The sequence below is a fragment of the Streptomyces sp. BBFR25 genome, from assembly GCF_044590125.1.
Lineage (GTDB): Bacteria > Actinomycetota > Actinomycetes > Streptomycetales > Streptomycetaceae > Streptomyces > Streptomyces canus_D.
Genome location: NZ_CP172447.1, coordinates 7,580,798 through 7,595,934, shown reverse-complemented (window position 1 = coordinate 7,595,934; position 15,137 = coordinate 7,580,798). Strand labels below are relative to the sequence as shown.

9 protein-coding genes and 2 pseudogenes are annotated in these 15,137 nt (G+C 72.3%); 4 read left to right on the top strand and 7 right to left on the bottom strand.

The window, feature by feature from the left end; genetic code table 11:
- Positions 1 to 55: 55 nt before the first annotated feature.
- Positions 56 to 664 (top strand): sigma-70 family RNA polymerase sigma factor, encoded by a 609-nt coding sequence (locus ACGH52_RS33970; protein WP_121704492.1) that lies wholly within the window; start codon positions 56 to 58, stop codon positions 662 to 664.
- A gap of 456 nt (positions 665 to 1,120) precedes the next feature.
- On the opposite strand, the gene ACGH52_RS33965 is transcribed toward ACGH52_RS33970, so the two are convergent.
- Both ACGH52_RS33965 and ACGH52_RS33960 read right to left on the bottom strand, forming a co-directional pair.
- On the bottom strand, positions 1,121 to 2,596 hold the full coding sequence (locus ACGH52_RS33965; protein WP_399944980.1) for a sensor histidine kinase: 1,476 nt from the start codon (positions 2,594 to 2,596) through the stop codon (positions 1,121 to 1,123).
- A complete protein-coding gene (locus ACGH52_RS33960; RefSeq protein ID WP_121704495.1) occupies positions 2,583 to 3,263 on the bottom strand; it encodes a response regulator transcription factor in 681 nt (226 codons plus the stop codon). Before ACGH52_RS33960 ends, ACGH52_RS33965 begins: the two co-directional genes overlap by 14 nt.
- Positions 3,264 to 3,391: 128 nt before the next feature.
- Between ACGH52_RS33960 and ACGH52_RS33955 the strand changes: the two genes are divergently transcribed.
- Entirely contained in the window at positions 3,392 to 5,071 is a 1,680-nt protein-coding gene (locus tag ACGH52_RS33955) for a glycosyltransferase family 39 protein (protein WP_399944977.1), read from the top strand.
- A 46-nt stretch (positions 5,072 to 5,117) separates the two neighbouring features.
- Here ACGH52_RS33955 and ACGH52_RS33950 read toward each other — a convergent pair.
- The 5 genes and pseudogenes from ACGH52_RS33950 to ACGH52_RS33930 form a co-directional block, all read right to left on the bottom strand.
- Positions 5,118 to 5,576: pseudogene (locus tag ACGH52_RS33950) on the bottom strand (amidohydrolase family protein); the annotation flags it as partial.
- A gap of 2,765 nt (positions 5,577 to 8,341) precedes the next feature.
- Positions 8,342 to 8,935: a GNAT family N-acetyltransferase gene (locus ACGH52_RS33945; RefSeq protein WP_399944974.1), complete on the bottom strand. Its 594-nt coding sequence runs from the start codon at positions 8,933 to 8,935 to the stop codon at positions 8,342 to 8,344.
- A 53-nt stretch (positions 8,936 to 8,988) separates the two neighbouring features.
- Positions 8,989 to 9,921, bottom strand: a complete 933-nt coding sequence (locus tag ACGH52_RS33940; RefSeq protein ID WP_210974849.1) for a hypothetical protein — start codon at positions 9,919 to 9,921, stop codon at positions 8,989 to 8,991.
- Between the two features lie 4 nt (positions 9,922 to 9,925).
- Positions 9,926 to 11,032, bottom strand: coding sequence for a C40 family peptidase (locus ACGH52_RS33935; protein ID WP_121704498.1), 1,107 nt, complete (start codon positions 11,030 to 11,032; stop codon positions 9,926 to 9,928).
- A gap of 282 nt (positions 11,033 to 11,314) precedes the next feature.
- A pseudogene (locus ACGH52_RS33930) lies at positions 11,315 to 12,730 on the bottom strand (alpha-amylase family protein); the annotation flags it as partial.
- A 260-nt stretch (positions 12,731 to 12,990) separates the two neighbouring features.
- Here ACGH52_RS33930 and ACGH52_RS33925 point away from each other — a divergent pair.
- Together ACGH52_RS33925 and ACGH52_RS33920 are read left to right on the top strand one after the other, a co-directional pair.
- Positions 12,991 to 13,935 (top strand): endonuclease/exonuclease/phosphatase family protein, encoded by a 945-nt coding sequence (locus ACGH52_RS33925; RefSeq protein WP_399944971.1) that lies wholly within the window; start codon positions 12,991 to 12,993, stop codon positions 13,933 to 13,935.
- 38 nt (positions 13,936 to 13,973) lie between these two features.
- On the top strand, positions 13,974 to 14,984 hold the full coding sequence (locus ACGH52_RS33920; protein ID WP_076977514.1) for a LacI family DNA-binding transcriptional regulator: 1,011 nt from the start codon (positions 13,974 to 13,976) through the stop codon (positions 14,982 to 14,984).
- Positions 14,985 to 15,137: the final 153 nt, after the last annotated feature.

The following is a 15,137-nucleotide window of genomic DNA, read 5'->3' as shown; positions in this document are numbered from 1 at the left end:
CCGCGTCGTTCGGGCTTCCAACACTGGACCCAGGCGCACGGCAGGAGGAACGGCCATGAGCACGTACACACGCCCGGTCACCACCATGGTCCCGCCCGTGGAGGAGACGCGGTACGAGGAGGAACTGGCTCGTGGCCTCGTCGGCGCCGACGAGGAGGCGTTCGCGGCCATCTACCGGCGCTGGGGCTCACTCGTGCACACCATGGCGACCCGGTCCCTGGGTGACACCCACGAGGCCGAGGACGTGACCCAGCAGGTCTTCGTCGGCGCCTGGCGCGGTCGGCACGGCTTCCGGCCCGAGCGGGGCGCGCTCGGCGCCTGGCTCGTCGGGATCACGCGCCGCAAGATCGTGGACGCGCTGGCGGCCCGGACACGTCGCCTGTCCCTGGTCGAGTCGGCCGCGCGGGACGCCGTGCCCGCCCGGCTCGTCCAGCAGGCACCGGACGAGGTGCTCGACCGTGTGCTGCTCGTCGAGGCCCTGGCCCGGTTGCCGCAGGCTCAGCGTGAGGTGCTGTGCATGGCCTTCTACGAGGATCTGACGCAGGTCCAGATCGCGGAGCGCACCGGCGTCCCCCTGGGCACGGTCAAGAGTCACGCCCGACGTGGCCTGCATCGGTTGCGCACGGCCGTCGACCGGGGCGACACGCTCGACACGGGCGTCTGACCGGGCCGCACACAGACGACCGAGCCCGAGACGCAGGAGGGCGCAGTGGGCCATGTGGACCCGTCGCATCTGGTGGAACTGGCGCTCGGTCACGCGAGCGGTGACGCCGACGTCGGCGCTCTGCGGCACGTCGCGTCGTGCCCGCGCTGCCGCGGGGAGCTGGCTCGTCTGACCCGTGTGGTGAGCGCTTCGCGCGGCGCGCGGGTGTCGGACCTGCCCGTGGCTCCGCCCGAGCGCGTGTGGCGGCGCATCGTTCACGAGGTGCTCAAGGAGGGCGACGGACCGCTGCTCCCCCGGGAAGGTTCCACTCGCCGCTCCGTCGACGGGAGGGGTCTCGGCGGGGCGCGCGGAGCGCTCCTCATGCTCGCTCCGGCAGCCGCGTTCGTGCTGGTCCGGTGGTTGCGGACGAGGGCCGGTCGCGGGCCCGCGCGACCGCCGTGCGAAGACCGTCGAGCGTCATTCCTCGGCCGGGCGCGGGGCCCGGGGAAGGCGTAGCTCGAAGCACGCTCCGAGGGTTCGGGGAGTGAGGGTGAGGGTGCCCCCGTGGCGGTGGGCCAGGTCGCGGGCGATGGCGAGGCCGAGGCCGGTGCCGCCGTGGTCGCGGGAGCGGGCGTCGTCGAGTCGGACGAAGCGTTCGAAGATGCGCTCGGCGTCCTCGGGGGGCACGCCCGGTCCGTCGTCGTGCACCGTGAGGACGATCCAGGCGTCCTGGTTCCGCAGGGTGATCTGAATGCGGTGTGCGGCGTGGCGGGCGGCGTTGTCGACGAGGTTGCGCAGCAGCCGCTCGTAGTCGTCGGGGTTTCCGCGGGCGTGTGCGGGGGCCGCGCTGTCGCAGGTGAGGGTCAATGGCCGGTCGGCGAGGGGGTGTTGGTCGGCCAGTCGGGGGGCGAGGGCGGTCAGGTCGACGGTCTCGGGGGCGGTGGTGGGGGCGCGGGTGTCGAGGCGCGCGAGGAGCAGCAGGTCCTCGGCGAGGGCGTGCAGGCGGCGGGTCTGTCGTGCGGCGGTGGTGGCCGCGGCGGGCCAGTCGGTGCGTTCCGGGTAGGCCAGCGCGACTTCCAGGCTGGCCAGCAGGGTGGTGAGGGGGCTGCGCAGTTCGTGGGCGGCGTCCGCGACGAAGCGGCGTTGCTGGGCTGCGGCGTTGTCGAGGCGTTGGAGGGTGGTGTTGATGGTGGTGGCCAGCGAGGTGATCTCGTGCCCCGTGGCGGGGACGGTCACGCGTTCGCGGGGGTCGCTCGGCGTGACCGAGGCGGTGAGGCGGCGGATGGCCTCGACCGGCCGCAGCGCTCTTCGGACGGCGAAGTAGGCGACGGCTGCGGTCAGTACGAGGCTGACGAGTCCGGCCGGCAGCAGCGGGCGGACGGTGGCCTCGGTGATCGCCTCGGCCGTGCGCGGGAGCACCACCACGTAGACCCGCAGCTCGGAGTCGGCGGCGACGCCCAGGGCGGCGGCTTCGTCGGCGCTCAGGTCGCGGGCGCTGATGTCGGCGGACATGACCGGGTAGGTCCCGCCGGTCGGGCCGACTCCGTGCCCGGCGTTGCCGTCGCGGCGCTCCGGTATGCGCAGGGGGCGGATCGTCAGGAGCGCGGGGTCATCGGCCTTCGTCGGGGCGGGGAGTACGTGGCGGGTGCCGGGGTCGTAGGCGTCCATGCCTCCGCCGTAGGCGACGGCGGAGCGCCGGCCGCTCGCGACGACCTCGTACGGCACGGTGTTCCTGCGCACCGGGACCACGCCCTCGTTCAGCTGGTCGACGAGTGTCCAGAGCTGTTCCTGTGCCTGGTTCTCGGCGATCCTCGTGGCCTCGCGGCCGACGTCGCGGTGCACCCACCAGCCGACGGCGGCCAGGACGACGGCGGCGGCCGCGGCGGCGGCGAGGGCCGCTCGGGCTCGTACCGAACGCGGCCACCAGCGGCGCCGCGGCTCAGTCGCGGTCACGGTCGTCCACCAGCCGGTAGCCGATGCCCCGTACGGTCTGCAGGGACTGCCGGTGGAACGCGGCGTCCACCTTCTTGCGCAGAGCGCTGACGCGCGCCTCCACGAGGTTGGGATCCAAGGCCTCGTCGGGCCAGGCGTGATAGAGCAGGTCCGATTTGGAGACCGCCTGGCCCGCCCGGCGGGCCAGCAGTTCCAGCACGGCGAACTCCCTGGGGGTCAGCTCCACCCGCCTCCCGGCCCGGCGGCAGACGCGGCCCGCGACATCCAGTGAGAGGTCTCCCACGGCGAGGACGGGCGGGGCGACCGTGGCGGCCCGTCTGACCAGGGCCCGCAGCCGTGCGACGAGCACCGTGTAGGAGAAGGGTTTGACCAGGTAGTCGTCGGCGCCCGTGTCCAGTGCCTCCGCCTGGTCCCAGTCCCCGTCCTTGGCGGTGAGGATCAGGATGGGGGTCGCGTTGCCCTCCCGGCGCAGTTGGGCGCAGACCTTGTAGCCGTTGAGTCCGGGCAGCATCAAGTCCAGTACGACGAGGGCGTATTCGCCGGTCCGGGCCAGCCACAGTCCCTGCCGGCCGTCATGGGCGAGGTCGACGCTGTAGCCCTCGGCGGTCAGACCGGTGTGCAGGGTGTGGGCGAGGTCCACCTCGTCTTCGACCACCAGGATGCGCATGTGGTGCAGCCTCGCACACGGCCGGCCCGCCTTCCTGATCGCCCGGTCAGGTTGGATCAGCGGCCGGTCAACGAGGTCCGGGCACGCTGGCGGGGTTTCGTCGCCCTCGCTGAAAGGCCCTGTCGTCGATGTCCCTTGATGAACGCGCCCCCGCCTCGTCCCGGACGGTTTCCCCTCCCGTACCCGTCCACCGGTCATCACCCGGCCCGGCCAAGGCCGTTGTCGTCGTCGCGCCGTCGCTGCTGACCATCGCTCTGGGTCTCTGGGGGATCCGCAGGCAGAACACGCTGTGGGGGGACGAGGCCGTCACATACCAGCTCGCGCAGCGCGATCTTTCGCGGATATGGCACACCGCCCAGCACGTCGATCTGGTCCACGCCCTGTACTACGCCGTGATGCACGAGGTCTTCGGTCTCTTCGGCGCAGGGCTGCTGACGTTGCGGCTGCCGTCCGTGCTGGCGATGTCCGTGGCGGCGAGCGGGGTCGGGCTTCTGGCACTGCGCCTGGTGGGTCCCCGCGCCGGGCTGCTGGCCGGGCTGGTGTTCGCGGTCCTGCCCCAGGTGCAGAAGTACGCGCAGGAGGGCCGCTCGTACGCCATGGTCTGTGCCCTGGTCGCCTGGGCCACCTATGCGCTCGTGGTCGGCGTCCCGCATCGCGCCCGGTGGCGGTGGGCGGTCTACGCCGCCACCATGCTGCTGGCCTGTCTGCTCCACGAGTTCGCGGTCCTCGCCCTGGTCGCCCACGGCGTCACCCTGGTCGTCTCCCGCGTGCCGCGACCGGTGCTGAGGGCGTGGGGCGTGGCTGCCGCGTGCGTGGTGGCCGGGCTGATGCCCCTGGCGATCCGCAGTGCGGGGCAGTCGGAGCAGGTGTCCTGGATCGGCGGACCGGTGCGGCTCGGCTATTTCCTGGTGGTGGCGGTCGTGGGCGTGGTGTGTGCCCGAGCGCCCCTGGGAGGCAGGGGGCCCGTACGGCTCTCCGTGGTGGCCGTGCCGATCCTCGTGCTTCCCGGCCTCCTGCTGCTGATCGCCTCTTTGGTCAAGCCCCTTTTCGTCGACCGGTACGTGGTGTTCGGCAATATCGGATTCGCCCTGCTCCTGGGCGCCTTGATGGATTGCCTCCACCGGTCGCGGTGGTCCTCCCGCTGGGTGTGGATCGCGGCGGTCGCCGTACTGGCCGGGCTCGTCCCGTCTAGCCTGTCGCTGCGGACGCCGCAGAGCCGGAGCGACGACGCCACCGCCATCGGCGCCGCCGTACGCGAGGAGAGCCGTCCCGGCGACGGTCTGCTCTATCTCTCCGGCCGGCACCGGGTCCTGACCGCGGCCGACCCCGAGGACACCCGTCTTCTGACGGATCTGGCCCTGGCACGGGACCCCGTCTCGTCGAACACACTGGCAGGGGTCGAGCTTCCCGCCCGCCGGATCGCCGCACGCATGCTGGAGTTCGACCGGATCGTGGCGGTCCGCGCGGCGGGGGCGCACTCGCCGACCGACCCGCGGGAGGCAGCGAAGACCAACACCCTGCGGCGCCACTTCCGCGAGCACGGAACGACGCGTGTCCACGGGGCACGCGTCACCGTCTACGTCCGGGACCACGGTCCGTCCGCGAAGGCCGGTCCCCGGTCCGGCGGCTCGAAGCGACGAGCCGCCGGTGAGGCGGGGTTCACCCGTTGCAGCAGGCCTGCCGTGCCTCTTCGACGTACTGGTGCCCGTGCCACCAGAACGTGTCGTTGGCCGGGTGGTCGGGGACGGGGGGCAGCACGGTGCTGCTCCCCTCCGTCTTCCGGGTCCCGGTCGCCGGGGGTTCGGTGAAGGGCCGCAGCAGGGAGTCGACGGTGTGGGCGATGCCGGACACCAGCACCTGCCCGACGTTCGCGGCGTCCTTGATGTCGGTGAGGGGGTCTCCGTCGACGACGGCGAGGTCGGCGTACATGCCGGGTGCGATCCGGCCGAGGTCCTCGTGCAGGGTGTCGCCCGCCAGGCTCGTCGCGGTCGTCAGCGCCTCGTAGGGGGTGAATCCGTAGGTGACCATGGCCCGCAGGTTCATGTGCAGGCTCACCGCCGCGTGGTCGATCGGGGCGTCCGTGCCCGCGACGATCCGGCCTCCTCGGCGGTAGATGTCGAGGGCCTGGCGGACCTGCGCCCGGAGGTTCGCACGCCGCGCGGTCTGGTCGGTCCGGCTCGCCGCGTCGGCGCTCTCCCTCAGGGCGGCCGTCCGCCACGGCGGATTGAGGGTCCGCACCCGGCGGTCCTCGACAAGGGACCTGTCCTCCCGGTACAGGGTGGTCGAGCCGAAGAGGGTCGGTGTGCGGGCCATGTCCGACGCCACGAACAGGTCGGTGACGTCGGAACAGCCCGTCCCGAGCGGTGTCACGGTGCGCGAGTAGCCGAACCGGTTCGTCGCGCCCGTGTGCTCCATGCCGTCCCCGCCGAACGCCATGGCCGGGTAGTGGTAGTGCGAGGTGGCGGGGATTCCGACGCGGTGCGCGAAGGCGACGACGCGCTTGTGCCACACGACCGGCAGCCGGACGTAGCACTTCATGAGGTCGTACTCCAGGCCTTCGGCGCGCTCCAGTTCCAGCTTCAGCTGGGCGTCGGTGAACGTGGGGCGCATGAAGTTGTAGTAGATGCGCGGCCCGTCGACCGCCTCGCCCGTCGCGAAGTACCTGGGCGCGATCCGGGCGCCGGACCGGGTGGCCTCGCGCTCCTCGGCCATGTGGTAGGCGGGGCTCCCCGGCGACCTCGTCGTGGTCACGCCCAGGGAGAGCCAGAGCCGTCCCTGCCGGTCGCCGTAGGCGTAGCCCTGCATCTCCCGGTGGTGGTGCATGTCGATGAGTCCGGGCATCACCAGCCGGTCGCGCGCGTCGATGAGCCTGCCCGCCCGGCCCTCGGCGTGCGGCTCCACGGCCCTGATCCGGTGCCCTTCGACGACGATGTCGACGTCGCGCCGGACCTCCCGGCGCAGGCCGTCCCACATCCGGCCCGCGTGCACCACGGTGCGCGCCGGCGGCCGGACGGCGGTCCAGGTGAGCGGCACGGCGACCGTGCGCGGACGGCCACCGTCCGCCGGTACGAGGCGGAGCCTGCCGTTGTTGAGGTACAGGAGGTGCTTCGAGTCGCCGCTCCAGGACGGCGCGTCGGTCACTTCGCGGGTGATCTGCCGGGGTTCGCCGACCGGTGTTCCGTCCGTCGCGACGTCCACGGTGTACAGGACGCTGGCGACCGCGAACGCCATGCGCCTGCCGTCGGGGGACCAGACCGGTCCGTCGTCCCCCCGGGTCTGGATCGAGCGGCCCGCCACGGCCTCGACGTATCTGCCCCGCCCGGTGGTCCGGTCGACGAGCAGGATCTGGCTCAGCCCCTCCCGGAACCTGGCCGAGAACGGTTTCACGGCCGCCAGGGCGATGGTCTCGCCGTCGGGCGACCAGGTGGGTCTGCCGGGCTCGAACGTCGCGGTGAAGACCCGGCGCACGTCGCCGCTCGCCACGTCCGCGGTCCACAGCGCGCCGTCCTGGTCCAGGAAGGCGATCTCCTTGCCGCTGGGCGACCACGCGGCCGACACCGCCGCCCTGGTGCCGAGGTCGGTCAACTGCCGGTCCCGGCCGGTGCCGAGGTCCCTGATCCAGAGGTCGAGCGTCCCGCCGCGGTCCGTCGAGTACGCCAGCCGCTTCCCGTCGGGCGACCAGGCGGGATCGCACTTCCACCAGTGGTCGCGGGTCAACGGCCGAGGCGCGTGGCCGATCCGCATGACGTAGATGTCGTTGAGCGCGCGGAAGGCGATGTGCTCTCCGTCGGGGGACAGCACCGGGCTCCCGATTCCCCGCACGGGCCGCGGAGCGGTGCTCTCGAAGTCGGACCGGCGCCGGGTGTACCTCGGCCTGCGGGTGGTGACCGCGGCGGAGAAGCCGATGGTCCGGGTGGCCGAGCCGTGCAGCGACCGTACGTGGATCCGGCCGTCCGCGGTGTAGACGAAGCGTTCGCCGTCGAGCCAGGACACCCGGAACGGGAAGGTCTCCTGGTCGTCCACCAGGGGCGTGTCACCGGTCATCAGGCGGCAGCGCCCGTCGTGGGTGAGGTGGTGGACCAGGCCGGTGCCGTCCGGGGTCCATTCCGGCTGGTGGATCACCTGGCCCGCGGGCACCGTGACGTGCGTGCCGCGCCGGCCGGTGGTGCGGTCCACGACGTCGATCCGGGTGTTGTCCACCACGAAGGCGACCCGTTCGCCGTCCGGCGACCAGGACGGCTCGTACTCCTCACCGGGACCGTCGGCGAGTACGCCGACCCGTCCGCTGCCGACGTCGTAGGTCTGGATCGCGTAACTGCCCGACGCGTCGCCGGAGAAGACGATCGTGCGCCCGTCCGGCGACCAGCGGGGCTCCCGGTGGTCGAAGGGGCCCTCCGTCAACCGCCGCAGTCCGCTGCCATCGGGCCGTACGGTCCAGAGGTTGAAGACCCCGTCACGGTAGGACTGGAAGACCAGCCGGCCGCTGTCCGGGGACCAGTCGGGCTGGGCGATGTCGAACAGGTCGCTGGTCAGCCGCCGCGCCTGCCCGCCGGACGCCGGCATCACCCACAGGACCCCCAGCAGGTCGAGGGCGATCCACCGGCCGTCGGGCGAGACCCGTGCCGCGAACGTGGTGCCCGCGCTCAGCCGCAGGGTGTCCGTGCCGTCGGCGCGGTGGTCGGCCGCGACGGCACCCGGCCCGGCCAACGACGTCGCCGTCACCGCGGCGCCGGCGGCGGCCAGGAACCCGCGGCGGGACACCGGTGACGTCCTCGCCCGTCGGCCGCCCTCGGCCGCGTCCGGTGAGCCGGTGCGATCCGCTTCGTTCACAGCACGTCCCTTCAGCCCGGCCGTGAGGTCGAGTCGTTGACAAGTGCGGCACCCTGCCAAATTCTGGCATGGACACATCCAGTGCATCCAGTACATCCAGCATCACGCACCTCGCCCCGGGCACTTCGCGACACGCAGCACGCACCTCCGCTCACCGTCACACCGGCTGCAACGGAAGGACGCGGCACGGCGCAGAAGATCGAGATCCGTCCGCTGGACACGAAGGAGACCACCGGCGACAGCAACAGTCAGGGCGCCTGACGCAAGGGACGTGGTCCGGCGCCGTCGTGGCGCCAGACCATGCTCCGTCCGGCCTCCGCCGCGGTCTGCGGCTCGTCCGGTTCGACGCGCAGCAGCCGGTACCCGATCCGGGGCGGGATCCCGGCGCTTCGGACGTTGGCCTGGTCGCAGTGGATCTCCATGGCCTTGACGCCGGGGAGCCGGAGGCCCTCCTCGGTCAGCGCCGCCGCTGCCCGGGTGGCCAGTCCGCGGCCCGCGGCCGGGGAACAGACCCAGTAGCCGATCTCCAGGACGCCGTCCTCGCCGTTCGGGAACATCGCGCCCCCGCCGAGCACTTTGTCGGAACGGTCCGGCGGGGTCAGCACGTAGACGAACGCCCGGTCGGCGTCCCAGTCCGCGTCCTGCTCGGCGCGGAAGCCCGCGGTCTCCTCCCGGGTGGGCGGATGCTGGGCCCAGCGAAGCCACTCACCCAGGTGCTCGACATCGGCGGCGACCGCGTCGATGAACGCTTCGTCGGAGACCAGGGAGCGCCGTCGCAGGACGGAACCGTCCGGCAGTTCGATGTTCTCGCGCGGAAGCCTGGAAACAGATCCCTCTGTCATGGCTGCATCCTGGCCTACCCGAACGGCCACTTGAAGGGGGCCGCTCCGGCCCCTCAGGAGGACGGTCCCGGGGACCGGCCGGCCCGTCGGGTGAAGCGCCGCAGACCGCGCCGGGTGGGTTTGAGGGGCTTGTCCTCGGGGGCGACGGGCTCCGCGGCCGAGCCGGGGGCCGCGGTCAGGGCCGCCGCCGCGGGCGCCGGCCGCTGCGGTACGGAACGGCCGCCTTGGGCGAGCCGGCCGCGCACGGCCTGTGCCATGGCGTGGTGGGACGGTTCCTGCAGCAGGCCCGCCGCGGACAGCCGCTCCCACATGCGCAGCAGTTCCTGCCCGCGGGTGGCCACCTGGCCCTCGTCCCACAGCCGCTGCCAGGCCGCGGTGGCGCGGGCCACGTCGGGGGCGGCCCGGTTCAGGTCGGTGCGGCAGCGGATGCGGGCGACGGTCAGCGCGAGGACGGTGGAGAGCATGTAGTCGCCGCGCAGATACGCGAGGTACGCCTCGATCGCCCGCGCCTCCAGGGACAGTTCGTCCTCGGCGCCCCGGCGCAGCGTGAGGTGCTCCCGCAGCGCGCTGGCGAGGACGAACGCGGCGTGCAGTTCCTCGCGCTGCGCGTGCTGGATGATCCGCTCGACGCGGGCGAGCGGCGGGAACGCCTCCTCCTCGGCGGCGGTGCGCTCGCGCCCGGGCGGCAGGTCCTCCTCCTCGCCGATGGTCCGGCTGGAGCCGTCGGGGTGCACCCGCAGCCGCGCCACCTGCTGCGCGGTGCGGTCGATGACGGTGGCCGCGACCGGTGCCCCGAGGGTGCGGGCGAACATGGCGACGGCGTCGAGGATGGCCTCGTTGGGCGGCCGGGTGCCGCCCATGTCCAGCAGGTGGCCGTTGACCACCGTCGACCCGTCCTCGGCCACGTAGGCGTCGAGGCGGATCAGCGGCGGGGCGCCGAGGACGGGCAGGTTCCCCTTGTCGCGGGGGGTCAGCGAGTGGTTCATCCGCTCAGGCTCCGGGGCGTACGACGCCGAGGACGGGCATGGAGGCGGCCGGCGCGGTCGTGATGCTGCGGCCGGGCCGCGGTGCGTGGACCATCTGTCCGCCGCCGATGTACATGCCCACGTGGGTGGCGTCGTTGTAGTAGATGATCAGGTCTCCGGGACGGGCCGAGGACAGGCTGACGCGGGTCAGCCCACCCCACTGCGCCTGCGAGGTACGGGGAATGGGGTGCCCGGCCGCCGCCCAGGCCGCGGAGGTGAGTCCGGAGCAGTCGTACGACGACGGGCCCACGGCGCCCCACACGTACGGTTTGCCGATCTGCGCCATCGCGAAGCCGACGGCCTTCCCGGCCGCTCCGCTCGCCTGCGTCCCGCCGCCCGGCGCCGAGCCCTTGCCCTTGCCCTTGCCCTTCCCCGAGCCCACGGGGGTGCCGCCGGGGCCGGTCCAGCGGGCCTCGGCCTGCCGGGCCCGCTCCCGTTCCAGCGCGGCCAGCCTGCGGGTCTGCTCCTCTTCGAGGCCCGCCTCGATCCGCTCGGCCGTGGCGATCTTCTTCTCGATCTTCTGCTTCGCCGCGGCCTTGTCCGCACGGCTGCTCTTCAGCTCGCGCAGTTGCTTCGTGGCGGCCTCGGTCTGGTCGCTCAGCTCCTCGCGGGCGGTCTTCTGGGTCTCGGAGACGTTGACCAGGCCGCGCATGGCCTGGCGGGCCTGGGACGCCTCGTCGAGGGCCTGGTCCGGGTGGTCGCCGAGCAGCAACTGGATGCCGGTGGCGGCGAGGTCGCCCCCGCGGTACTGGGTGCGGGCGGCCGCACCGGCGAGGTCGCGCAGGTCCTTGACCCGCTTCTCGGCACGGGTCAGGTCCTTGCGGAGGGTCGTCAGCCGCTTCTCCTGTTTGGCCGCCTTCTCGTTGGCGGCGTTGTACGCCTCGGTGGCCACCTCCGCCTCGCGGTAGAGGCCGTCCAGTTCGGCGCGGATGTCCTCGATCGACGTGCCGTCGCGCGGGTCGGGTTCGCCCGGCGCCGCGTGTCCGGGGGCGGGCGACAGGAGGATCGCGCAGACGAGGGCTGTGGTGGCGCCCCGGGTCAGTAACCGTCTGCCGCCGGTCGACACGTTCATGAGCTCCACTTTCAGAGGTCGCGTGCGGGCGGCTCAGACGGACGGCTGCCGCCGCGGTCGCCACCGCGGGTCACGCGGTGGGCCGTTCGAGCCTTGAACACACTACCTTCCCCCGAACGGCCCACCACGGTCTCCCCGCACGTGTCAGCTTGCTCACACGCAACTGTTCATCGAGCGGTACTCAGTTGCGCCGGGTGTCGTTCAGTACGGTCTTCGCGGTGTTCACCGTCGCGGTGCGGTTGGCGCCGCTCCGGCCGGTTCGAGTGCGAGGGCACTGGCACCGGGTGCGCTGCCGCCGTCACAGGTGCGGGCGCCCGCGTGCAGGGCCACGGCCGTGCCGGCGCCCAGGGTCGCGGTGAACCGGCCTGCCCCGTCGACCGTGACGCCTCTGCCCGACTGGACATCGCAGTAGGCACCGGCGGGCAGCGACGTCTGGAACGTACGGGTCAGCGAGGAGCCCTCGTGGTTGATGGCGACGTACGCCTTGGAGCCGCGGCCGAAGGCGATCCGGTCGCCGCCGTTGTCCCACCAGTCGGTCACGGCCTGGCCGCGGGCGGCGTTGCGGAACCCGACCATGGAGGAGATCTCGCGCCAGGCGTGCTGGCACTTCCAGCCGTCGCTGTAACAGGCGTTCACCTGACCGCCGTTGGGCGGTCCCGCGTCGTGGTCGGTGAACTCGTAGCCGGAGTGGACGTCGGGGCTGCCGTACGGCCACGCCAGCATGAACACGTGCGCCAGCGTGTAGGTGGCGCCGTCCTTGTAGGTGAGCGTCTCCCCGTTGCGTTCGGTGTCGTGGTTGGTGACGAAGACAGCGGACTTGTCCGAGGACATGTAGCCCCAGGACTCGCCGAAGTTCTTCAGGTAGGCGAGGTTCTCGTTCTGGAAGACGCGCTTGAGGTCCCGGCCGTAGCGGAACTCCTGGACGTCGCCGCTGCCGAGGTACTCGGTCGGGGAGACGGCCTCCCCGGCGCCGTATATCGCCTCGTGCTTCCAGTACACGTTCGGGTTGCTCAGCCGGGACTTGATGTCGGCGAGGTCGCCGGCGGCCATGTGCTTGGCCGCGTCGATGCGGAAGCCGTCGACGCCGAGGGACAGCAGGTCGTTCAGGTAACCGGCGATCCTCCCCCGTACGTAGTCCTCGCCGGTGTCCAGGTCGGCGAGGCCGACCAGTTCGCACTCCTGGACGTTGAAGCGGTCGCCGTAGTTGTTGATCTGCGAGGTGCAGTTGTCGAAGTCGTACGACGAGTACGTGCCGGGGTAGTTGTACTTGGTGTACGACGAGCCGCCGGTGCCGGTGCCGTCGCCGGCCGACATGTGGTTGACGACCGAGTCGGCGACGACCTTCACACCGGCCGCGTGGCAGGTGTCGACCATGCTCTTGAACTGGGCGCGGTCACCGAGCCGGCCCGCGATCCGGTAGCTCACCGGCTGGTACGAGGTCCACCACTGTCCGCCCTGGATGTGCTCCTGGGGCGGCGAGACCTGGACGAAGCCGTAGCCGGCCGGACCGAGGGTGTCGGTGCACGCCCGGGCGACGGAGCTGAACCTCCACTCGAACATCACCGCGGTGACGTCCTTGTCCCCGGGCGGGGCCGCCTGGGCCGGTGCCGCGGTGGCGAGGAGGCTGCCCGCCACCCCGGCGGTGAGGGCGAGCGCCGTGGCGGTGACTCTTCTCGCCGTGCTGGTGTTCCCGTGCATGGAGCCTCCCGTGTGAGGATGCGGGTGTCCCACAAGCGCGGTGCCGGGGGTGTCCGGGGAGTCGGCACACGCTTGCAATACGTTGCAGCAAGAAGACTGCAAGAGGTTGCGGTCGTGACCGTAAGTGCGGGGTTCAACTACGGTCAACCCTCTGGACACGTCCCTTCGCATTCCTTCACGACACCGCTTTCCACGGGCAACTCCGTGCCGCTGCAAGAGATTTCCGCAATTTTCCATCGAGGACGAGGAGACGGGGCACGATGACCGACTGGGTCGCCTGGACGCGGGGGCGGGGACGGGTGCTTGCCGGGGTGGCGGTGGTCACCGCGCTGCTGCTCTCGTTCCACGGATCCGTACCCAACGGCGTCGGCGGGCTGGGGAGTCTGCTGGAGACCTTCCTGCCGTGGCTCGGCGTGGTCGTCGTGGTGCTGCTCGTCCTGGCGCTGGTGCGCCGCTCGGCGCTCGCGCTGCTCGCCCTGCTCCTGCCGGTGGCCGCCTGGACGCACCTCTTCGGCGGACTGCTGCTGCCCGCGCCGGAGCCCGGCCCCGACGACCTGGTCGTGGTGCAGCACAACGTCAGCGACGAGAACACCGACCCCGCGGGCACGGCGCGTGCCCTGGTCCGCGCCGAGCCCGATCTCGTCGCGCTGGAGGAGCTGGTGCCGCCGGCCCTGGAGGTGTACGCGAAGACCCTGGCCCCCGACTACCCCTACCACGCGGTCCGGGGCACCGTCGGGCTCTGGTCGAAGTACCCGCTCTCCGGTTCCCGCCCCCTCGACATCAAGCCGCGGGGCATCGAGGAGGCGTGGGAGCGCGGGCTGCGGACCGTGGCGCACACGCCGCGCGGTGAGGTCGCCGTCCACGTCGCGCACCTGCCGTCGGTCCGGGTGCGGGCGAGCGGGCTCGCGTCGTCCCGGCGGGACGAGAGCGCCGGTCTGCTGGGGGACGCCCTCGCCGCGGAGGAGCTGCGCAGGGTGGTCCTGCTGGGCGACCTGAACGGCACGGTCGACGACCGGGCGCTGCGTCCCCTGACCGACGCGCTGAACGTGCCCGAGCGGGGGCTCGCCCTCAGCTTCCCCGCCGGTTTCCCGCTGGCCCGGATCGACCAGGTGATGGCCCGCGCCGGGAGCGTCGGCGCCGTCCGGACCCTGCCCGCCACCGGCAGCGATCACCTTCCGGTCGTCGCCCGGGTCGTCTGGGACTGAAGCAAACCGCTTGCGGTGTTTGCGTTAGCCTTTCGGGCGTGACGCGACGACTTGCTCAGGTGGCGAAGAAGGTTGGGGTCAGCGAGGCCACGGTCAGCCGGGTACTCAACGGCAAGCCGGGGGTCTCGGAGTCGACCCGGCAGTCCGTGCTGAGCGCCCTGGACGTCCTGGGCTACGAGCGGCCGACCCAGCTGCGGGGCGAGCGCGCCCGCCTGGTCGGACTGGTCCTGCCCGAGCTGCAGAACCCGATCTTCCCAGCGTTCGCCGAGGTCATCGGCGGTGCGCTCGCCCAGCAGGGGCTGACCCCGGTGCTGTGCACGCAGACCAAGGGCGGCGTCTCGGAGGCCGACTACGTCGAGCTGCTGCTGCAGCAGCAGGTCTCCGGGGTGGTGTTCGCGGGCGGTCTGTTCGCTCAGGCGGACGCCCCGCACGACCACTACCGGCTGCTCGCCGAGCGCAACATCCCCGTGGTGCTGATCAACGCGTCGATCGAGAACCTCGACTTCCCGTGCATCGCCTGCGACGACGCCGTCGCCGTCGAGCAGTCCTGGCGGCACCTGGTGTCCCTCGGCCACGAGCGCATCGGCCTGGTGCTGGGCCCCTCCGACCACATCCCCTCGCGCCGCAAACTGGCCGCGGCCCGCGAGGCGGCCCGGGCCGCCGGTGCGGAACTGCCCGAGGAGTTCGTCGAGCGGGCCATGTTCTCCCTGGAAGGCGGTCAGGCGGCCGCCACCCGCCTCCTGCAGCGCGGCGTCACCGGCATCATCTGCGCCAGCGACCCCCTCGCCCTCGGCGCCGTCCGCGCCGCCCGCCGCCACGGCCACCGCGTACCCCACGACGTCTCCGTCGTCGGCTACGACGACTCCGCCTTCATGACCTGCACCGAACCACCCCTCACCACCGTCCGCCAACCCATCGAAGCCATGGGACGCGCCGCCGTCGACCTCCTCTGCGCCCAGATCCAAGGCACCGAAGTCCCCCACGGCGAGCTGCTCTTCGAACCGGAACTCGTCGTCCGCGGCTCCACCGCACAGGTTGCCGCCGACTAGCGGCACTCCCACCCCGCCGCGACCGCAAGTTCCTTGCGGGAAATGACAGTGACTTGCGGCTGCCCGACGTAGCCGGTGAAAGTCGCTGATCCGACGCGTGCCCCGGCGACTGCCCCGTTCTCACCGCCCCCAACGGGCGCTGCCGTGTGCCGA